Annotated in this window: 18 protein-coding genes; 8 read left to right on the top strand and 10 right to left on the bottom strand. The window is 32.5% G+C overall.

Features of this window, described 5'->3' with window-relative positions; translation table 11 throughout:
• Positions 1 to 250: 250 nt before the first annotated feature.
• Positions 251 to 1627 carry a membrane-associated protein TcaA gene (tcaA, locus tag KA878_RS08400; RefSeq protein WP_075108070.1) on the bottom strand — a complete coding sequence of 459 codons (1377 nt, stop codon included), beginning with the start codon at positions 1625 to 1627 and terminating at the stop codon, positions 251 to 253.
• Positions 1628 to 1738: 111 nt separating this feature from the next.
• On the bottom strand, positions 1739 to 2197 hold the full coding sequence (gene tcaR / locus KA878_RS08395; RefSeq protein ID WP_107629005.1) for a MarR family transcriptional regulator TcaR: 459 nt from the start codon (positions 2195 to 2197) through the stop codon (positions 1739 to 1741).
• A gap of 165 nt (positions 2198 to 2362) precedes the next feature.
• Between tcaR and KA878_RS08390 the strand changes: the two genes are divergently transcribed.
• Positions 2363 to 3319 (top strand): YdcF family protein, encoded by a 957-nt coding sequence (locus tag KA878_RS08390; protein WP_193839026.1) that lies wholly within the window; start codon positions 2363 to 2365, stop codon positions 3317 to 3319.
• Between the two features lie 172 nt (positions 3320 to 3491).
• Here the strand turns inward: KA878_RS08390 and KA878_RS08385 are convergent, their stop codons facing one another.
• Positions 3492 to 4157, bottom strand: coding sequence for an ABC transporter ATP-binding protein (locus KA878_RS08385; RefSeq protein ID WP_075108072.1), 666 nt, complete (start codon positions 4155 to 4157; stop codon positions 3492 to 3494).
• A complete protein-coding gene (locus KA878_RS08380) occupies positions 4157 to 5212 on the bottom strand; it encodes an ABC transporter permease (RefSeq protein WP_075108073.1) in 1056 nt (351 codons plus the stop codon). The genes KA878_RS08385 and KA878_RS08380 overlap by 1 nt, the downstream gene beginning before the upstream one ends.
• Before the next feature lie 135 nt (positions 5213 to 5347).
• Between KA878_RS08380 and KA878_RS08375 the strand changes: the two genes are divergently transcribed.
• From KA878_RS08375 to KA878_RS14335, 3 genes are read left to right on the top strand one after another with little or no spacing between them, the layout of a single operon-like run.
• Positions 5348 to 6022 (top strand): response regulator transcription factor, encoded by a 675-nt coding sequence (locus KA878_RS08375; protein ID WP_053028646.1) that lies wholly within the window; start codon positions 5348 to 5350, stop codon positions 6020 to 6022.
• Positions 6015 to 7388 carry a sensor histidine kinase gene (locus KA878_RS08370; RefSeq protein WP_193839025.1) on the top strand — a complete coding sequence of 458 codons (1374 nt, stop codon included), beginning with the start codon at positions 6015 to 6017 and terminating at the stop codon, positions 7386 to 7388. Before KA878_RS08375 ends, KA878_RS08370 begins: the two co-directional genes overlap by 8 nt.
• Positions 7376 to 7687 carry a DUF3021 domain-containing protein gene (locus KA878_RS14335; RefSeq protein ID WP_075108076.1) on the top strand — a complete coding sequence of 104 codons (312 nt, stop codon included), beginning with the start codon at positions 7376 to 7378 and terminating at the stop codon, positions 7685 to 7687. The genes KA878_RS08370 and KA878_RS14335 overlap by 13 nt, the downstream gene beginning before the upstream one ends.
• A gap of 74 nt (positions 7688 to 7761) precedes the next feature.
• On the opposite strand, the gene mqo is transcribed toward KA878_RS14335, so the two are convergent.
• A complete protein-coding gene (gene mqo / locus KA878_RS08360; protein WP_070854589.1) occupies positions 7762 to 9240 on the bottom strand; it encodes a malate dehydrogenase (quinone) in 1479 nt (492 codons plus the stop codon).
• Between the two features lie 308 nt (positions 9241 to 9548).
• Here mqo and KA878_RS08355 point away from each other — a divergent pair, with 308 nt between their 5' ends.
• Positions 9549 to 10700 carry a glycosyltransferase family 4 protein gene (locus KA878_RS08355; RefSeq protein ID WP_193839024.1) on the top strand — a complete coding sequence of 384 codons (1152 nt, stop codon included), beginning with the start codon at positions 9549 to 9551 and terminating at the stop codon, positions 10698 to 10700.
• A gap of 511 nt (positions 10701 to 11211) precedes the next feature.
• Here the strand turns inward: KA878_RS08355 and KA878_RS08350 are convergent.
• Entirely contained in the window at positions 11212 to 12813 is a 1602-nt protein-coding gene (locus tag KA878_RS08350; protein WP_075108078.1) for an L-lactate permease, read from the bottom strand.
• A gap of 375 nt (positions 12814 to 13188) precedes the next feature.
• Between KA878_RS08350 and KA878_RS08345 the strand changes: the two genes are divergently transcribed.
• The gene (locus KA878_RS08345) at positions 13189 to 14877 is read left to right on the top strand and encodes a CDP-glycerol glycerophosphotransferase family protein (RefSeq protein ID WP_193839023.1); all 1689 of its coding nucleotides are present in this window, start codon (positions 13189 to 13191) and stop codon (positions 14875 to 14877) included.
• A 76-nt stretch (positions 14878 to 14953) separates the two neighbouring features.
• On the opposite strand, the gene KA878_RS08340 is transcribed toward KA878_RS08345, so the two are convergent.
• Entirely contained in the window at positions 14954 to 15469 is a 516-nt protein-coding gene (locus KA878_RS08340) for a GNAT family N-acetyltransferase (RefSeq protein WP_193839022.1), read from the bottom strand.
• A gap of 162 nt (positions 15470 to 15631) precedes the next feature.
• Between KA878_RS08340 and KA878_RS08335 the strand changes: the two genes are divergently transcribed.
• Both KA878_RS08335 and tatC read left to right on the top strand, forming a co-directional pair.
• Positions 15632 to 15865 carry a twin-arginine translocase TatA/TatE family subunit gene (locus KA878_RS08335; protein ID WP_107629235.1) on the top strand — a complete coding sequence of 78 codons (234 nt, stop codon included), beginning with the start codon at positions 15632 to 15634 and terminating at the stop codon, positions 15863 to 15865.
• Positions 15807 to 16562 carry a twin-arginine translocase subunit TatC gene (gene tatC / locus KA878_RS08330; protein WP_075108082.1) on the top strand — a complete coding sequence of 252 codons (756 nt, stop codon included), beginning with the start codon at positions 15807 to 15809 and terminating at the stop codon, positions 16560 to 16562. Before KA878_RS08335 ends, tatC begins: the two co-directional genes overlap by 59 nt.
• A gap of 67 nt (positions 16563 to 16629) precedes the next feature.
• Here the strand turns inward: tatC and KA878_RS08325 are convergent, their stop codons facing one another.
• Genes KA878_RS08325 through efeO form a run of 3 tightly spaced genes read right to left on the bottom strand, consistent with a single transcriptional unit; the run spans position 16630 to position 20439 of the window.
• Positions 16630 to 18375, bottom strand: coding sequence for an FTR1 family iron permease (locus tag KA878_RS08325; protein ID WP_193839021.1), 1746 nt, complete (start codon positions 18373 to 18375; stop codon positions 16630 to 16632).
• Positions 18356 to 19582 carry an iron uptake transporter deferrochelatase/peroxidase subunit gene (gene efeB, locus KA878_RS08320; RefSeq protein WP_193839020.1) on the bottom strand — a complete coding sequence of 409 codons (1227 nt, stop codon included), beginning with the start codon at positions 19580 to 19582 and terminating at the stop codon, positions 18356 to 18358. The genes KA878_RS08325 and efeB overlap by 20 nt, the downstream gene beginning before the upstream one ends.
• Positions 19579 to 20439 carry an iron uptake system protein EfeO gene (efeO, locus tag KA878_RS08315; RefSeq protein ID WP_053028659.1) on the bottom strand — a complete coding sequence of 287 codons (861 nt, stop codon included), beginning with the start codon at positions 20437 to 20439 and terminating at the stop codon, positions 19579 to 19581. Before efeO ends, efeB begins: the two co-directional genes overlap by 4 nt.
• Between the last annotated feature and the right edge of the window lie 57 nt (positions 20440 to 20496).

Raw genomic sequence — 20496 nt, 5'->3', positions numbered from 1 at the left:
GATTTATTCAATTCGTTGCCCCACCCCAGCTTGCGTTGCTTATAGTATTTCTTAATGACATGCTTTTTAGTAATCCCCGCATGCAAGTATGATTAAAACTGAGAAAAGCTTGATTGAAGCATTTTCTCAGTTTCGTCAGTGACTACGAATTTACAAAATAGCATCATTACATGATTGATAAGCGAGGCTTTATTGTTATAAGCAATCATATTAAACTATTTCTTATCCTAAACACTTGGTATTGTTCAATTTATTTTGAATCAACGAGTTGAAGATTCCCGGTATGATGATCCTCAGTTAATTCATAATCCGTAATTTCATATTGACCATTACTATTCAGATGCTGCACTTTAGTGTTAATCGTGTTACCTTGTTGACTGGCACTAATAATTTGTGGATTTATGAAAGCAGCTGAATGATTTAAATTATTTTCTATCATTTTATAGATGCTGGATTTATCTTTTAAAAATGTGCTTACTAAATTAAAGTTACCTTGAGAAATAGCGCTATTTAGTGTTAAAGAATAATTGTTAAAAAAATGACTCAATTTTGTTTTTAAGCTATTTTCTTCAGCTTCTTTTTCTTCAATATAATCACTAATCTCTTCATCATCAAACTCTAATACTGCACTATTAATATTACCTAAGTCTCTTGCTTTAATTGTTTTAGTCTCTGTACGGAATGTTTTTCCTTTAGCCTTTCCTAAGGCAGATACGGTCACATCTTTCGTTTGAGGATACGGTCCATACTCTCTAGATCGACTGTATTTCATTTGTTTATCATTAATTTCAACTTTTAGTGAGTTTTTGTCTAAGTCACTTTTTCCTTTTAATTTTACGGTTAATAGTGCTTCATTGAAATTTTCATTTACTTCAACTGTGTTTCCTTTACCATATCTAAAATCAAATTTAAGCTGACCGCTAAATGTGCCATACTCTGTTTCCTTTTTAGCATCAATAGAATATATGCCTGGAATATATCTACCAAGTGACGTTGTTTTATTGGCATCAGCAATAACCGTTTTCTTTTTACCGCCATCTTTGAACTCATATTTCGTATCAAGCTTAGGTTTAACAATTGCTTGTTTTGTTGGTGCGGTGTAACTCATATTATCAAATATGAGTAATCGAGTTCCGTTTTTACTCACACGTAAGTAATTATTACCCGCACGTGTTTTTAAATTAATTGCCTCTTTGGAATCACTTTTATTTAATGTTTCAACAGTTGATCTAATATCATGTGCAAATTTTTTCATACCGACTTCACTTCTAATGTAGTCAATATAGACGCTCGCTTCATCCGAATCGATATGAGAATTTTTAGAACTTAATAACGTTGCGACCTTTTGTGAATCATTATTATCAATAGCATTAACTAAAATTTTAGTTTGCGCGTCAGGCGTGTTATAATTCCTTACCAATAAAAATACAATGATGAGCAATATAACAATAAATGCAACGATTGCCCAAGGAATAAATTTTTTAATCTTAATATTTGATGTGTTGGTTTGAGGGGTATGGATTTGCTTGTCTTTGCTGTCTGATTTTTTATATTTCTTCCCACAATTAGGACACTTGTTCAGATTATTATTGTCAATTTTCTGTCCACATTTCGGACATGTACTCATTTAGTCACCAACTTCCCCACTACTATATTAAATTTAACGATTGATATTGTACGTTCAAGTTAAGAATATGATATCTATTATATAATAATCGGTCTAAAGCTTCATACTAATTTAAACTTTTGAATTAAATTTTTTTACTCTTTCATCTATTATATATAATACACTTAACGCTTTCTCAATATCTTTACTTGATAAGTCTGCCACCATATCACTGACAATGTCACTAACAATCTCATTATTTTCTTCAGTATATTGACGACCTTTGTCTGTTAAAACAACATATTTCAGGCGTTGATCGATATTGTTATTAGATTTTTGTAATGCTACGAAGCCACTGTCAATGAGTTTCTTGATACGTCTACTCACCGCTGCTTTATTAACACCTTGCTTCTCAGTTATTTCTGTAATTGATAATGCATGATGATGGCTTAGTAATCTGAGTACATTGGATTGTTCCATTGAAATGCCATACTTACTTTGTTGATCTTTTAATAGCTTGGCGGTTAAAGTATTGGTATCATCGATGAATTGTTTCATAAATTCGATGTGGTTTCTAGAAATTCTGCTCATTGCTTTACTCCTTGTTAATTAGTCATCCATTACGTTTATACATACTCTGTTAAATCATATCAATAAACAATTCTCTTGAAAACCTCATTCCGTGGTTAATAGTTGCTAAATGGTAAGTGGTTCGATTACATTTATATATATATAAAGAAATTCGAGGTACTTCCTATGTTCGCAATTATTTTAGCTCTCATTGTGTTATGTATTGTAGTAGGTGTATTATTCAATGTAAAACAACTTTTAAATTTAACAACATTTATAATAACTGTCATATTGTGCATGATGATTACCGTCATAAATGTATTAACAATGACAATACCTACTACACTCATACTACTTATGATTATTACTACGCTTGGTTTACTACTGAAACATTATCATCTTTTTACACTTAAAAAAGGAAAAACATTTTTAAATAAAATGATAAAACATCTCATATTAGGTGTACTATTCACGGCGATTCTTGCATACCTTAGCACGATGCCCATTCCTATCATCAATGGCATCTTCCTATGGCTTACGATGGTTGCTATAAGCACATGTTATGCATTCTTACTCTATATGGCTTGGTCTTCGGCTTTAGGTCGTATAACCACGCAAAATCAATACGCGTTAATTATGGTATTGGGTGCTGGTATATTCACAAAGAACGTTACACCGATGTTAGCTGATAGATTAAATCGTGCACTAAGCGTTTATCATCAACAAAAAGGGACATGCAACGTGCTTGTGAGCGGTGGCCAAGGACCTGATGAACCAATATCTGAAGCATTGGCGATGAAACATTATTTAATTGATCACGAGGTTCCTGAGTCTAATATTATCGTAGAGGAACAATCAACCAATACCTTTGAAAACTTTTATTATTCTAAAAGAATCATAGGCAATCTATATAAACATCCTCCTAGTATACTTTGTGTCACAAGCCAATTTCATATTTTACGCGGCATGAGATTTGCACAAATAAATCAAATGAAAGTCGATGGTATTGGAAGTCATACACCCTATCATTTCTTTAATGTTGCGTTGATTAGAGATTTCTTAGCACTTATGTATCAATATAAACTACTCTTAACCATTTACTTTGCAATTTTATTTTTTGCATCAATTTATATCTTATTTTAAAACATAAAGATGGGAGTTGGATAGAATTCTATACGAATTCATCATCCAACTCCCAATTGATTATGCTTGTATCATCGTTTAATGACATATGTTAGTCGTGCTCGCTTCTTGTCTAACTATTATTATACGATTTACTTTATACAATGATTAACTACTTCAATATTTGTACTTTTTATAACTCTATTTTACCATCTTCTATTTTAACCACTCTATCTGCATATTCAAATAATCTTTTATCATGCGTAATCATAATACCAATCATATCTTTGGTTTGAACTTGAGATTTAATCATTTGAACAACAGATGTCGCTCTATCCGCATCTAAACTTGCTGTCGGTTCATCCGCTAATATAATTTTAGGTTCATTCATAAAGGCCCTCATAATCGCCACACGTTGTTTTTCTCCTCCAGATAACAAATGTGGATAAACAGCTAGACGATGACTCAAGCCTATTTCATTGAGTAGTCTCTGCGCTTTCTCTTTAGCCTCTTTACGTTTACTTCCCGCTTCTTTAGCTACAATCGTTAATTGTTCCTCCACAGTTAAATAAGGTACGAGATGCGATGATTGAAAAATAAATCCGATATCATTTAATCTTAGACTGGTTTTATCTACATCATTAGAGAATAATTGCTTATCATTATATAAAATATCTCCACTTGAAGGACTTAATAATCCCCCTAAAATATTTAGAAGTGTTGATTTACCTGAACCAGATGCGCCACTAAGAATAATAAACTCGCCTTGATTGACCTCAAAATTAATCCCTTTTAACACTTCAGTTCGAGCATCTCCACTACCAAATGTTTTAGTAATTTGATTAAGTTGTAATGTCATTATTCCATACCTCCAATTGCCTCTATCGGATCTACTCTTAGTACTTTTATAAAGGATAGTAATGCACCTATTAATCCTACGATTAGAAATACGGCAATCATTAATAATACCTGACTATAATTTAAATAAAATGGCATTGTCACTGGCATAACCGTATTCAAAATAAGTATGACAATAAATGCTAAAATAACGCCAACCATTGTTGTTAAAACAATTTGTAGTAAAAGTGCAGTTAATAAATGTTTGGTCTTAATACCAATAGCTTTTAGAATACCTATTTGAGGGATCTTTTGAATCGTCATCACATAAAAGAATGCACTTAATACGATAGCTGTAATAACAAATAAGCTAATAATCATTAAATTAAGTGGCATTTGCTCTGCCTGGTAACTAGCAATGTTATCTGTTAACGTCTTTTCGTTCACTACTTTTATACCGTCTATTTGATTAAGTGACGCTTTGTCATCTTTATTTATATTTTCAACAGGGTAGAATGTTGATATTTGCTTATTCATTGATTCAAACGCTTCTTTATTCATTAATATCATTGAACTATGGGAATACATGGTTTCATTCATTATCCCGCTTATTTTATAGCGCGTGTCATGCCCTTTAAATGAAACGTAATCTCCAACTTTCAAATCATTTCCAGTTAATTTTTCACTTATAGCGATTTCATCTTGTTGAGTTGGATAGCTACCAGTTATAAGTTTTGGCTTAAGATGTTTTGGTGTGCTAAATGTAATAACATCTTGCTCGTCTTGATTGATTTTAAGTGTTTGTGTGCCTATTTGCGTGGCATCTTGATGAATGATATCTTCTATTTTATCTTTCTGAGACTGATTCATCTGTGAACTTTCTAACTTAGGCTCTTTATTATCTTCAACAATATAATGTTCTGCCGGCATATTGTTTAAATATGATATATTTTCTCGTGCTAATCCTTGTGCTAATCCGCTAATAAATAGAACCATACTTCCTAATAAAAAGATGATTAACATGATTAATGTGTAACGAAATTTATAAAATTTTATTTCTTTCCATGCTAAATTCATACTTACTACCTCCCACTGCTATTTCAATACACAGTTTAATGACACAATATGAACTGAATATGAACTTTAATGGAATTTGTTTTTTGATATAGTTATTCATATAATCATGTTAAATATATTAAAGGAGTAATAATGATGGTGAAGTGTTTAATTGTGGATGATGACTACAAAATATTACATTACGTTTCTCAGCATCTCGAAGCGGCTCAAATTCAAACCGTTACACATGCCAGTGGAGAAAACGCATTACAATACCTTACAAATAACCAAGTTGATATTGCTGTAGTCGATATTATGATGACTGGTATGGATGGATTTGAACTGTGCCAAGTGCTAAAAAATGACTATGACATACCTGTTATTATGCTAACAGCACGAGATGCGCTAAGCGATAAAGAACGTGCATTTGTGAGTGGAACAGATGATTACGTTACGAAACCATTTGAAGTGAAAGAATTACTATTTAGAATTAAAGCTGTACTAAGACGTTATCAAATTAATTCTCAAGATATTATAAAATTAGGCAATGTAACTTTAATTCAAGAATATATGGAAGTCATTGTTGGATCCAAAAATGTAAATTTACCTACTAAAGAGTTTCAATTATTATTTTTATTATGTGGTCAGCCAAAACATATTTTTACGCGCAACACATTAATAGAGCGCATTTGGGGGTTCGATTATGAGGGAGATGAAAGAACGATAGACGTACATATCAAACGACTACGTCATCGTCTAAATCAATTAAATGCCACGATTGAAATACAAACGGTTCGTGGACAAGGATACAAGGTGATTACCCATGTTTAAATCTCTTTATACACGTATTGCAATCTATACAATTACCGTTATTCTATTTAGTGCTTTAGTAAGCTTTCTATTCGCTAATATATATTACCATTTCAATTTAAAAGCACATAATGATACTAAGATAATGCGTACTTTAAAAGAAGCACGACAATTTCATGCCTCTTCAAATCAGTCTGAAAGTCAAGCCTATTTCAAACACCTAGGCGATATGAACTATCAAATTATGATTGTAGATCGTGCACATCATAAAACATTTTATGGTGAACCATTTCGCCAAGACACGATTTCAAACGCCGCGATCAACCAAGTTCTACAAGGCGAGGACTATCACGGTATCAAAAATAAGCCATTCGAATTATTTGTAACTGGATTTTTTGATAATGAAACAGATAATACTGTAGGCGTCCGCTTTACCCAAAATCATCAACCGCTTGCCGTGTTTATGCGTCCAGATATAGGCGAAACCTTTAGTGAGTTTCGTACTTTCCTTTCAGTATTATTAATTTGTTTATTAAGTATTTCAATCACCCTAGTTATCGCATCAACTTATTCAATCATTAAACCTATAAAAACGCTAAAGCAAGCTACAGAGCGTTTAATACACGGGGATTTCGATACACCCATTTATCAAAGTCGTCATGACGAAATCGGCACACTACAATATCGATTCGACGCTATGCGTCAAGCATTAAAACAAGTCGATGATATGCGACAACACTTCGTTCAAAATGTTTCACATGAAATCAAAACACCATTAACACATATTCAACGTTTACTTACAGAATTACAATTTACAGCGACGCAAGAAAAAAGGCAGACATACATTGATGAAATTCACGACGAAGTAACTCGATTAAGTAATCTCACAAAGGAATTACTTCTCCTATCAGAATTAGATAATGCCAATCATTTACGCTTTGATGATCATATGCACATTACTACGATGATTAAAGAAATTATACGTCATGAGCAATTCGAATTAGATAATAAAGATTTAATGTTGTTGTCTGATTTAAGTGACGTTTATTTCCAAGGAAATAGTCGTTTATTACATCAAGCATTCTCTAATCTTATTCAAAATGCGATTAAGTACGCTTCAATTGGTGGTACAGTTGAAGTTAGGCTTTCTCATGAGCATAATGATTCAATTTTATTTAGTGTCAATAATGAAGGAAATACGATTCCATCAGAAACTCAATCACATATTTTTGAGCGATTTTATAAACTGAACGAGCAAGATAATAGTAATGGCTTAGGCCTAGCCATTACGCAATCAATTATTAAATTACACCAGGGCGAAATTAGCGTGTCTAGTGACGTACAACGAGGTACTACCTTTACGATTAGACTGACATCAAACTTATAAATATATGCCATTTATATCATCATTTAAACCACTTACACAGTGAGAACGACCGGATACTTATTTTTACGCATACAGACTGGAGTATCACACGTGCTACGCTATTACATTTCATATTTAGCTATATTGGTTTACTGCCCATTGGTATTTTAGCCGGATGGTTTTCAATTAAAATTTCAAATATTTTGATATTCACATTTTATTTCATCATTATATATTTGATGATTTGGATTAAATCTTACTTTACAAACAAAAAGTACGTTACAGAAATTAATCGACAACTAAATAAAAGGGAGAAATAAAAATTGGCTAGTTACTCATGGAATTGAATTAGAGTAGCTAGCCAATTATGTGTTATCTATACAAACTAGTGCGATTATTTAACATTTAAATATTTTTGAATTTCTTTATTTACTGCACGATAAACGTCTTCATGTTCAGTTAATTTAAGACCGAATGAAGGTACCATTTCTTTAATCTTAGGAATCCAGTTTTTAAACTCATTACCATAACAACGTTGTAATAAATCAAGCATAATATCTACTGCAGTAGATGCACCTGGAGAAGCGCCTAATAAGGCAGCAAGTGATCCATCATCCGATGTGATGACTTCTGTACCAAATTGTAAGTTCCCTTTGCTATCTTCGGTATCTTTGATCACTTGTACACGTTGTCCTGCAACAATAACTTCCCAATCTTCATCTTTCGCATTAGGCACAAATACACGTAAATCATTCATACGATCCTCATGCTTTAACATCAGTTGTGAAATAAGGTACTTCGTTAAATCCATTTCTTTGATACCTGCTGAAAGCATCGTTAATACATTATTTGGTTTTACTGAACGTATTAAGTCTAAATTTGAACCTGTTTTTAAGAATTTAGGTGAAAATCCTGCAAACGGTCCAAATAATAAAGCACGTTCACCATTTACAAATCGCGTATCTAAATGAGGCACTGACATTGGTGGTGCACCGACACTTGCTTTACCATATACTTTCGCATGATGTTTCTCAATCACGTCTTTATTCGTGCAACGCAAGAATAAACCACTTACTGGGAAACCACCAATATGTTTTGATTGCTTAATACCTGTTTTTTGTAGAAGTGGCAAACTTGCACCGCCAGCCCCAATAAATACAAATTCTGATTCATATGCCTTGCTTTGACCAGAATTTAAATCTTTAACTGTCACTTTCCAGTTTCCATTATCAAGTTTCTCAATATTTTCAACTTCTTGTTTATAAGATACTTCTACATTTCTATCTTTTAAATTAGAAATAAGTTTCTTTGTTAATGCACCGAAGTTTACATCTGTACCACTCTCATCACGAGATAATGCTATAGGCACATGTGATGTTCTTCCTTCAACCATTAACGGAACCCATTCTTTAATTTTGTCACGATCTTCAGTAATATCCATTTTTTCAAATAGAATATTTTCTTTTAATGCTGCGACTCTGTTTTTAAGAAATTTCACATTAAAGATACCTTTAACAAAACTCATATGCGGCACAGATTGAATAAAGTTAGCAGGATTCTCTAATTGACCTGTTCTAACTAAATGTGCCCAAAACTGCTTAGAGACTTGGAATTGTTCGTTGATTTTAATTGCTTTCGTAATGTCAACGGAACCTTCCTTACCTTCTTTAGTGTAATTTAATTCACACAGTGCAGAGTGCCCTGTCCCAGCATTGTTCCAAACATTTGAACTTTCTTCACCAGATTGTTCTAATTTTTCAAATATTTTAATTTCTTTGTCTGGAGATAATTCTTTTAATAACGTTCCGAGTGTTGCGCTCATTATACCGCCACCTATTAAGATGACATCTGTTTTGCTATGTACTGAACTCATAACAATACAGTCCCCCTTTTTTTCACATCTTTAGTCGATAGGATATTGACCTTGGCTTAATAAATTAAAACGCTTTCTTTATTTATTAAAATTTTTAATATTAACTTTACGCTATACGTAAAATCGACTTTTTATTAACTAGTTTAATTATATACATAATCCCCCCATGAAAAAAGTGTTTACATAAAGTTTTCATCTTTTAATAGATAAAGCAGGGTCGATAGACGATTCGAATGATATTGCTATTACTATTAGACATACATAAGAAATGCTATAATTCACTATTATGAATCATTAGAGGTGTAACTATGAAATCATTCACATTTTTTATGCATAATGTCTATGCTTTAGGCGGAACTGTGAAAGCTGTTTCTGAATTAGCTAATACACTTTCCGATAAGGGGCATCACGTAGAAATTATTTCTGTTTTTCGTGCGCAAGACGAACCTTATTTTAAAATAAATAACAATATAAAAATAAAAACACTAATCGACTATCGTTTAAAACCTCAGAACATTAAAGCAATCATTATGAATCGTATTAATAAGTATACTTCCCTATTGAAACCAACCGAAATAAACCATCATGAACCTGGATTAAATCAATTTTCAAAATACGTAGAAAATAAAATGATTAAAGCGATTAAAAAAGTAGATACAGATGTGCTTGTAGGTACTAGAGCGAGTTTTAATATTTTAATATCAAAGTATCATCCTAACGATGTGATGACGATTGGAATGGAACATATGAATTTACAAGCACATCCAGAACACTATCAACAAGATATACTTGATGCGTGTCGTAAATTAGATCTTATTACAACGTTAACGAAACAAGATCAGTTAAATTATGCGCAACATATCAACACACCTGTTTATACCGTTCCGAATATCATCAGACCAGTTAAAAATGATACTAACAAAGAGAATATTATCATGAGTGCGGGTAGATTAGAGTTTGAAAAAGGCTTTGATATTTTAATAGAAAGCATTCGTCGAATTCAAGATGATCTTAAGCGACTCAACTTTAAAGTAGAAATATATGGAGATGGCCAAGAACGCGAGTCTTTGCAACAACTGATTGATCAACATCATTTAAACGATTTAATTACACTTTATAACGCAACGCAACAACTTAATACTAAATTAGCTAAAAGTAAAATCACCGTCGTACCGTCAAGAAACGAAGGGTTTGGTATGGTTGTATTAGAAGCAATGGCGCAGGATAATATTGTTATCAGTTTTAAAGATACACTAGGGCCTGCAAGTATCATCACACATCAGGTTAATGGTTACTTAGCAAATTATGGTGATGCTGGTTCATTAGCAAAATACATCGACATCGCTATGAATCATATTGATGATGCCGACCAGATGGTTCATGAAGGACATGTTACTTTAAAACAATATACACCTACCACTGTTTATGAAACATTTATGTCCGCTATAAATAGCATTTAAACTTAAAGCACTACTCCGCCTCGGTAAGCATCTCAACTTAAGTGAAACGAGAAGTCAAATAAGCCCTACTTTATAAGCTGTCCCCTATGAATGGCCCCTGCACTGAGAAACCGGGTTAATCAGGTTCTACAAGCAAAGCAAGTCGGGGCCCCAGCAAAGAGAATTTCATCAAGAAATTCTACAAACAAAGCAAGCTGGGAGTCGGGGCCCCAACAAAGAGAATTTCACTAAGAAATTCTACAAGCAAAGCAAGCTGGGAGTGGACGACGAATTCAAAAGAATTCTGTCCCACTCGCTGTTCTGCTATCTCTTTTTATCTTTCCGTATATCGCTTGTCTTAAATGACGGTGAAACCTTTTCTAAAATATACACACAACGTATAGTTTGTTTATACAATAAAGAAGCCAGTAAATGAATTTATAAAAAACTCATTTACTGGCTATTTTTCTAGGAATTATGTGCTGCTCTCATCTTCATAAGAACTATATTTATAAGCACTCATTTATATTGATTACAGAATTAGAGATAAGATAAATGTCCAAATACAGATGAAGATTAATAATCCAACACTGTAACGTAATGTCATTTTAAGTAATTCTGATTCTTTACCTACTTCTTTAACAGCAGCAGTCGCGATTGCTATTGATTGAGGTGAAATTAATTTCGCTGCTACACCACCCACTGTATTTGAGGCTACGAGTAATGAACCGCTTGTACCAATTTGTTGTGCAACTGATGCTTGAATTGGTGCGAATAATGAGTTGTTATTAACCACTGATCCAGTCATAAATACACCAATCCATCCTAAGATAGGAGATAATACTGGGAAGACATTTCCAGTTTTAGCAATACCTTGACCCATTGCTGCACTTAAACCACCATATGTAGTGATTTTAGAGATCGCAAGAATGAAACAAATTGTTAATACTGGCAACCATAATTCTTTAAATGTGACACCAAATAAACGTCCTGCATCTCCGAAACTTACTTTCTTAGCCATTAATACTGTGATAATGATTGTGATTAAAATTGCTGTACCTGTTTGTCCAATGAAATTGAAACTTAACATGATTGATTTATTAGCCACTTCACTGAATGTACCTGGTAAAGTGAAGTTAAGCACTAATGCTGATAATTTACCGTTTGGTAAGAATAAGTTTTTAAAGAATGGTGCACTCCAAATCATAACTACAATTGTTAAGATAACGAATGGACTCCATGCATATATAATTTCTTTAGCATTATGGTGTTTCGCCGGCTCAGGTTCCACATCTTTTTGCACTCTGAAAATATGTTTTGGTTGGAATTTTCTTGAGAATAAAGCTAAAGCACCCATTGTTACTAATGGTGGGATGATATCAGCTAATTCAGGTCCGTTGAATACTGTTAATAATCCTTGCAATAATGTATAAGTTACTGATACAACTAAGATAGCTGGTAATGTTTCTTTAACACCTTTTAAACCATCAATGATAAAGATAAGTAAGAATGGTATAAAGAAGTTAATAATTGCTAATGTTAATGTAGAAGTTTGTGATACACCCATTGCATGTACGCCACCTGGTAAGTGGAGTGTATCTACCACACCAACTGGAATTCCGATGGCACCAAAAGCACCAGAAGCAGCATTCGCTACTAAACATAACATTGCAGCTTGTAATGGTCTAAATCCTAGTTGAGCAAGTAATAACGCACAAATTGCGATTGGTACACCAAACCCAGCTGCACCTTCTAAAAACGCATTGAATGCAAAACCAATTAATAATAATTGGATACGTTGGTCTTGTGAAATACTTGTAATACTATCTTGAATCGTATTAAATTGTCCAGATTCTTGAGTGATTTTGTAAAGTAATACTGCCATCATGACAATATAACCAATAGGTATAATACCTTGATAGAAACCTTCTACAACGCCACCTGTTGCAATACCAAGTGGTAATTTAAAGAATGGGATGGCAATAAGTAATGTAACAACCAAAGTTGTGATTGCAGCGTAAATACCTTTCATTTTAAATACAGTTAAGCATAATAAGAATAGAATAATAGGTACTGCTGCGATTAAGCTAGATAATACCAAATTATCAAATGGATCAAATGTTTGAACTAACATAATTTTGACTCTTCTTTCCTTTAGTTTGTATTAATGAACATTCTAGCGATTTAACAATTGAAATGTGAGCATATTTCTAATTGTTATAAGGTAAATTAGTTTGTCGACAAGTTAATCGTGCTAGATTTCACAAATTTAAGTCTTGTGAACTTTTTCACAATAAAAATATACCATCTTTCTACTTAAATGACAATACTATATAGTACTTTTTATAAAATTTTTGTTAAATTTTTAACAAATTAAAAATCCTCTTTTTTCAACAAAATTTCCCAAACTTTTTAATTAATCAATGCTACCATTTTTGTAAATATGAATTTTTCTTAGTCACATGGTAAAATATATTTAAGAAATTTAAGAGTTAAAGGACAATGTATGATGATTAAACAAATAAATATTTCAAATATGCGCCATCTTGCATTACAACTAAACAAAGCGAAATCAGCTGGTTATTCACATTTCATTCCTTATTCAAATGATATTAAAATCAATCATGATATGTTGGAAGCTGTCGCTGCAACACATAATTCAATCGCAGTAGACTATACGATAAATGACTTATATTTAAATGACTGTCGCTATTTTGGCGATGATACATTAATTTTTTTATCATGGATGAAAAATATCAATCATTATCCTAATATCATTTTCAATATTGAACGTGCTTTATTCCATTTATCTAAATATGATATCCATTCTATTATGGATTTAGCCGTCGTTACTGTTTTGAAAGATGAAATCGATATTGATAATCATGTCGTTTTTAATTTCATTCATGAATGTCCGACAAGTAATGCATTTTGGAACTCCTTAGATACATTTGATATTAAAAAAATTAATCACTTTGATTTAAATAAATTAGCTTATATTCATGGACACCCTATTCCATATTCTAAGTTTAAATATCCGGGTAAAGAAGATGAAATGCGCTTTGTAGATAGTTGGCTTATCACTACTAAATTTAAATTACCCAAATGGATTTATAGAAAGATGCAAAATCATGCATTAAAAAAGCATCGTAATCTAAGCTATGTATATGATAAAGATCCTTCAAAAGTTAAAAATCATGTTGTGTTTTTAGGATTTGATTATGGTTATAGAGGTAACTCTAAATATTTATTCAATTATTTTGTGAAGAGAAACCCTACTACTGAAGCTTATTTCATCACAAATGATCGACGTGGACCATACTTTTTACCTACTGATGCAGAAAATAATAAAGAATTAATAGAAACTGCCAAAATTGTCGTTATCGAAAGTTATATGCCCGATGAATTCAAACCAAATGGCACTGTGATTCAATTATGGCATGGAACACCAATCAAAAAGCTCTTCTTAGATAGTAAAGAACCAGACCAAAATAAAAATATCTACAATTATAAGGCCCGTAAGTATAATAAATGGCTTAAACAAGACTACCTTTTAACAGATTCCGAGGCAGCTACGGGCTTGTTTGAAACAGCATTTCCAAATCAACATACGGAACTGATTTCATATGGTTATCCAAGAATAAGTTATTTATGCCACTATCAAAATGACAAAAATCATCAGAAGAAAATTAAAGATGCCTTAAATGTGGATCGAACAAAGCCAATTTTATTATATGCACCTACGTGGCATGCAGATAAAGATGCTACAGAATTAATGACCATCTCTCCAGAATTATTGGAAGCATACCATGTTATTTTCAAAGGTCATGTTGAAGATGATATGACCCTTCCTGAAGGTGCAATTGAAGCACCAAGTCATATTGAAACCCAAGATTTATTATTAGTATCGGATGTTGTAATTACCGATTATTCTTCAATTATCTTTGATGCTTTAACGATTGGCAAAAAGGTATGTCTTTACACACCAAATCATGCGGCTTATCAACAAGAACGTGGTGTATATGATGATGTTATGAATAGTTTATCTAAAGTTTGGTATACAGATGAGGCATTATTGCACAATAATTTAATACATCATTCATTATCTGATATTTCTAACCATCCACTCGTAAACGATAATAATATGTCATTAAAAAAATTAACGCAATTGATGCGAGATATCATTAATCATAAATAAGTATGATAAGGGAGTGGGACAGAATTCTTTTAAATTCGTCGTCCCACTCCCTTATCTAGTTTCAACATATTCTATGCTAAACCTTTCTTTCCATGATTAAATCTATATCAACGACATCACCAGTTATAAATTCATGTTGCCCAGTCACTTTGAATCCATGTTTCTTATAAAATGATAATGCTTGTTGATTATGTTCCCACACACCTAACCAAACTTTACTTTTACTGAGTTCTCGAGCTTTATCGAGTGCCAGCTGGATAAATGTGTGCCCTCTTCCTCCACCTTGATAAGTTTTATAGAAGTAAATCCTTTGAATTTCTAAATAGTCCTCACCCATTGTTTCTGTTTGCGCGTCACCAATATTAAGCTTCAAATATCCGGCAATGTGATTATCTACTTTATAAAAGTAATGAAATGAATTAGGATTATTCAATTCATTTAATAATACTGTTTCGTTATAACTTTTCTTAAAAAATTGTTCGAAATCAGCCTCTGTGTATTCACCCTCAAATGTATCGTAAAACGTTGTTTCTGCAATTTGTCTTAAATCACTAACATCTGTAACTTGAATCATCGTTATTTGTTCAGTCATCATTCAATCCCCCTCATTCATCATGAATTACGTATTTTTATTGTATAAATTATTCCCTATAATCGTCTCGCTATTCAATAAATTCGTTTAATTTGTGAACGGCGAAAATTCCTATTGATAATATTTATCAATGAGTATAAAGTAAAGATGATATTATTATATATGATGAGTGAGGTAATAAACATGTTTGTATTAGGAATTACAGGACCAACCAGTTTAGTTGTAATTAGCATCATTGCTTTGATTATATTTGGCCCTAAAAAGTTACCACAATTTGGCCGAGCAATTGGTAGTACTTTGAAAGAATTTAAGTCTGCTGCAGAAAATATAGATACAGATGAAAGTCACGATACGCCCAGTAAAGAATCAAAACAACAACGAGAACATACAAAATAGCAATACGCTTTTAGGACACTTTGATGAATTACGCGCTCGTCTCGTCAAAGTGTTTATCGCTTTTATTGTTGCAACCATTATTGTATATATTTCATCACATTGGTGGATGAAACCATTTATACATTATATTAAACGTGCACACGTAACATTACATGCCTTTTCTTTTACAGAAATGATTCAAATTTACATTATGATTATCTTTTTTGTAGCTTTATGTTTAATCATACCCATTGTGTTTTACCAATTGTGGGCGTTTATTGCACCAGGACTTCATGCGTATGAACGAGGTTTTATCATTAAATACAGTTTATGGTGTGCGTTATTATTTATCATTGGCGTTGCGTTTGCGTTTTTTATAGGCTTTCCATTGATTATTAATTTCTCTTTGACATTATCTGCCATTTTAAGCATTGAACCAGTTATTGGATTTAAGGCTTACTTACATGAATTAATACGATGGCTACTCATTTTTGGCATTTTATTTCAACTTCCTACGTTATTTATGGGACTTGCTAAATTTGATTTAATAGATGTTAAAGCACTTAAGCACTATCGTAAATATATTTATTTTGGTTGCTTTGTAATAGCGAGTATTATCGCACCACCAGATATCACTTTAAATTTACTCTTAACATTACCACTAATCATCCTGTTTGAGTTTAGTATGCTTATTGCCAGACTATCACATCGCGCCTAAACACAAATAAACCTCAAGCCCTTGTTACATACAGGGCTTGAGGTTTTTATTTGATTATTAATATGTCTTAATGATGCTCAGAAATAGTTTGTTTGTGCTGACGATTTTTGAAAATGAAAAACACAATCAATATAATGTAAATTAATTGCGCTACAATTGACTCAACATTAGGATAAAATCCTATAAAACCAATTGTAGGTAAACCTTCAATGCCATGTTGTGGTAATGTTCCTAACAATTGAAGTTTCTGAATACTTACACCAAGCATTTTGAATGCCATTACAAAAATTAAAATTGAAAGCACTCTAAAGATGTAATAAATAGGTATAAGTTTGACTATGAATCTAAATAGTAATGCAAAAATGATCAATATAACAATCGCTAATGCAATACCAATCACAAAATCCATTGTCGTAATGCTACCTATCATACCCATATAGAAAATGATAACTTCTACACCTTCACGCAGAACAGAAATCAAACCAATTGTACCTAACAATACTAGGTTGCCATTACTTATCGCATTTTGGTACATATTTTGAATCATGTCATTCCAACGTTTAGCACTTGAACGTCTATGCATCCAAATACCAACCACATACATTAAAATAACTGCGATAATGCCAAGTGTAGCTTCCATGCCTTCACGTAATAAGCCATTATTTCCAAGCGTTTGAATGAAGACTACAGCTAAGGTAATACTTAGAATTAATCCCAATATTGCCCCACCAATAACACTAGCCGTACCTTTATTGTCCTTAACGTTGCGTGTCATTGTCGTTAATGTCATAATGACTAACAATACTTCTAACCCTTCACGTAAGAAGATGATCATGACATCTACAAATGTATAGCCTTCTTGACCTACAGTGTCTTTAATATCTTTATTAATATCTTGTAAGCCTTCTTTAACGCGATCTTTATTGCTTTGATCTAAAATACTTTGGTAATAAGGTATCTTATCTTCAATTGTCGTATATAATGTGCCATTTTTAGTTTGAATTTTACCCTCTACATACGGCCAAATTTGAACAAATTTAGATAATGCTGCATCAGTTTGATCTAAGTGATTGTCTTCTATCCCTTTAATCGCTTTATCTAACTCATCATTAAGTTGTGTTACTTTATATTTTCCATTATCTGCGCTAGATTGTTTTTGATCCACTGTATCAATACTTGTTTTGAATGTTGTCCAAGCATTGTCTACTTTTTTAGTATCTAATGGTTCTTTTTGAATGGCAACACGTAACTGCATTAAATTAACTTCAATTTGACCATATTTACCTTCGTCATAATTTCTGATGGCAGTTTCATGCGTTGTCCAAATTTGATTCAAACTATTATTAATTGATTGTAATTCGGCATCATTTTTATGTTTAATGGCCTTCTTGATTGGTTCATCTTTAGCATCAACTTGTTGCTTTAGTGTTTTAATTTCACCGCTAATATCTTTTGTAGAGACTGCTTCTTCATAAGCGATTAATGATTTTGTTAAATCAGAAAGTTTGTCAGCTTTCGCTTCAGTTGAAGACGCTTTATCTACCGCTTCTAATTTTGACTTTACGTCTTTACCTTCTTTGTTATCTTTAATATTTAAAGATTTCACTTTTTCTTTAATATCAGCGAGTGCATTTTGCTTTTCTTGATTGCTTTTAGCTTTATCTTCTATCGTTGATTTTGCATCAGTTATCGCCACATACACATCACTGATTTTACTATCATCTGCAGCACTAACTTGATGTGGTGGAACTATTCTAATAACGGTGAGAATAAGGATTAACACAGCGATTAATTTAATTAAATAAGGTTTCACCGATGTAACCTCCCTTTTTGACACCTGGCAATACAAGGAAGGATGCAGAACCTCGATGTGTAATATATTCATTAAGCTTATCACTATGACCTAAATTATTTTGAATATCTATAAACTGTTGTGTTGATTTTTGGAAACAAATAAACATTAAACCTGTTTCTAACGCGCCAGTTTTCGCATTTGTTCCATCATTATAATTATAGGCACGACGTTTAATAGATGTTTTAACTTCACGTGCTAGACGCGCATGCGCATTAGGATCGATAACATATTGGCCACTGCTATCTTTCGCATCTAAATCAATATTGTCGAATTCTTTTTTTCCAGTTAATGGTGCACCTGATGCACGTTTACGACCAAATGTTGCTTCTTGTTCTTCTAATGACGTTCGGTCCCAAGTTTCAATATGAATTTGAATACGACGAATAATACAATATGTACCATTTTTAGCCCATCCATCATCGATAAACACATACTTTTTAAGTTCATCATTTTTGCGTGGATTCACTGTACCATCTTTAAATGCCATTAAATTCCTTGGTGTTTCTTCAAGCTTTCCAGATACAAAGCCATTCTGAGACCACTTCATTTTAACTACATCTCTAAATGGTCGAATCAAGTTGTGAATTGCATGAAATGTAACTTGCGGATCGTTTGAACATGCTTGAATCATGATATCGCCATCACTGTACTCATCATCTAACTGATCATTTGGAAAATGTGGTAAGTCCTTAAATCCTGCTGGAATTTTAGATGACATACCGATTTTCTTTAGAAAAGATTTACTAATACCAAACGTTAATGTTAATTTACTAGCCCCTAATCCTATTGATTCGCCAGTATCTACGGGTGGTAATAATTCATTCTGACTATCTTTAGCAGCTGGCGCACCATCTGTCATGTTTACTGACATTTGCGTCCATTTTTTAAACATATCTTTAATTGCATTTTTATCTTTGGTTTTTAAATCTAGTGCGACAAAGTTACAATTTTTTTGTGTTGGCGTTGTGATACCTGCTTGTACACGACCATAAAATTCGAAAGCATCTTTGTCTTCATTCTCAGGTGTATCGAACATCGATTTAAATGAAAGAATACTACCTGCGCCACTAGCACCGATCACAACACCGGCGCCACCTATACCAAGCATTTTTAAGAATGAACGGCGGGAAACTTGGTCATTTTGTTTATCATCTACATTACTCATTCTGTAACCACAGCCATTTTACTTAGTGGTTCACCAAGTGAATTCACAGCATCTGATAATGCTTTTCTATCTTCTTTGGTTACTGCACTATAATCTTTATAACCGTCGCCATCTTTATACTTATCTAGCAATTGATTAACTTTATCGAAATTCTTTTGAATATCTGAACTTAATTTTTTATCTTTTTTATCCAATTCTGGTTTGAATAATTCATAGATTTTTTGTGCACCTTCAATATTTGCCTTGAAATCATATAAATCAGTATGAGAATAAATTTCTTCTTCTCCAGTAATTTTAGAAGTTGAAACTTCATTTAATAAATCAACTGAACCTTGTAGCATTAATTTAGGTGTAATATCTAAAGTATCTGCTTTCGCATCTAATTCTTTAGCATCTTTTAATAATTGATCAGCATCTTTTTTAGTTGTTTCATCTATTTTATTGTCTTGATAAAGTGACTTTTCAATTTTATGATAGCCTGTCCATTGATCTTCTTTTTTCTCTTCTTTCATATCTGCTAAACGCGCATCAATCTTAGGATCTAAATCACCAAAAGCTTCTGCGACAGGTTCTGATCTTTCATAATACATACGCACTTTAGGATATAATGCTTTAGCTTTATCCATATCATCTGCTTTAATTGCCGCAACAAATTTTTCTGTGCCTTCTAAGAATTTATCAAGTTGGCCATCCGTATATTTTTCATATTCTTTGGTAGCTTTTTGTAAAGCGGCTTTGTTCTCACCTTTACTGCTTTGTGACTGCTTGTCTTTGCTACTATCGTCACTGTGACCATTATTGCCACAAGCTGCTAAAAGTAACGATGATGCAAGTAAAATAGTTGGTAATTTTTTCATTATGTATTCACCTCAATATAGTTTAGGCGATTATCCTTTGAAGATGATTCGTGTTAG

The sequence above is a fragment of the Staphylococcus sp. GDY8P57P genome, assembly GCF_017892585.1.
GTDB classification, from domain to species: domain Bacteria; phylum Bacillota; class Bacilli; order Staphylococcales; family Staphylococcaceae; genus Staphylococcus; species Staphylococcus borealis.
Note: the sequence above shows the minus strand (reverse complement) of the source record. Positions and strands in the feature narration are given on the sequence as shown.

Coding starts and splice junctions, on each gene's coding strand:
- tcaR (WP_107629005.1), bottom strand. CDS start 2,197: ATGAGCAGAATTTCTAGAAACCACATCGAATTTATGAAACAATTCATC.
- KA878_RS08385 (WP_075108072.1), bottom strand. CDS start 4,157: ATGACATTACAACTTAATCAAATTACTAAAACATTTGGTAGTGGAGAT.
- efeO (WP_053028659.1), bottom strand. CDS start 20,439: ATGAAAAAATTACCAACTATTTTACTTGCATCATCGTTACTTTTAGCA.
- KA878_RS08370 (WP_193839025.1), top strand. CDS start 6,015: ATGTTTAAATCTCTTTATACACGTATTGCAATCTATACAATTACCGTT.
- KA878_RS08380 (WP_075108073.1), bottom strand. CDS start 5,212: ATGAATTTAGCATGGAAAGAAATAAAATTTTATAAATTTCGTTACACA.
- mqo (WP_070854589.1), bottom strand. CDS start 9,240: ATGAGTTCAGTACATAGCAAAACAGATGTCATCTTAATAGGTGGCGGT.
- tatC (WP_075108082.1), top strand. CDS start 15,807: ATGAAAGTCACGATACGCCCAGTAAAGAATCAAAACAACAACGAGAAC.
- KA878_RS08350 (WP_075108078.1), bottom strand. CDS start 12,813: ATGTTAGTTCAAACATTTGATCCATTTGATAATTTGGTATTATCTAGC.
- KA878_RS08345 (WP_193839023.1), top strand. CDS start 13,189: ATGATTAAACAAATAAATATTTCAAATATGCGCCATCTTGCATTACAA.
- KA878_RS08340 (WP_193839022.1), bottom strand. CDS start 15,469: ATGACTGAACAAATAACGATGATTCAAGTTACAGATGTTAGTGATTTA.
- tcaA (WP_075108070.1), bottom strand. CDS start 1,627: ATGAGTACATGTCCGAAATGTGGACAGAAAATTGACAATAATAATCTG.
- efeB (WP_193839020.1), bottom strand. CDS start 19,582: ATGAGTAATGTAGATGATAAACAAAATGACCAAGTTTCCCGCCGTTCA.
- KA878_RS08375 (WP_053028646.1), top strand. CDS start 5,348: ATGGTGAAGTGTTTAATTGTGGATGATGACTACAAAATATTACATTAC.
- KA878_RS08355 (WP_193839024.1), top strand. CDS start 9,549: ATGAAATCATTCACATTTTTTATGCATAATGTCTATGCTTTAGGCGGA.
- KA878_RS08390 (WP_193839026.1), top strand. CDS start 2,363: ATGTTCGCAATTATTTTAGCTCTCATTGTGTTATGTATTGTAGTAGGT.
- KA878_RS08335 (WP_107629235.1), top strand. CDS start 15,632: ATGATGAGTGAGGTAATAAACATGTTTGTATTAGGAATTACAGGACCA.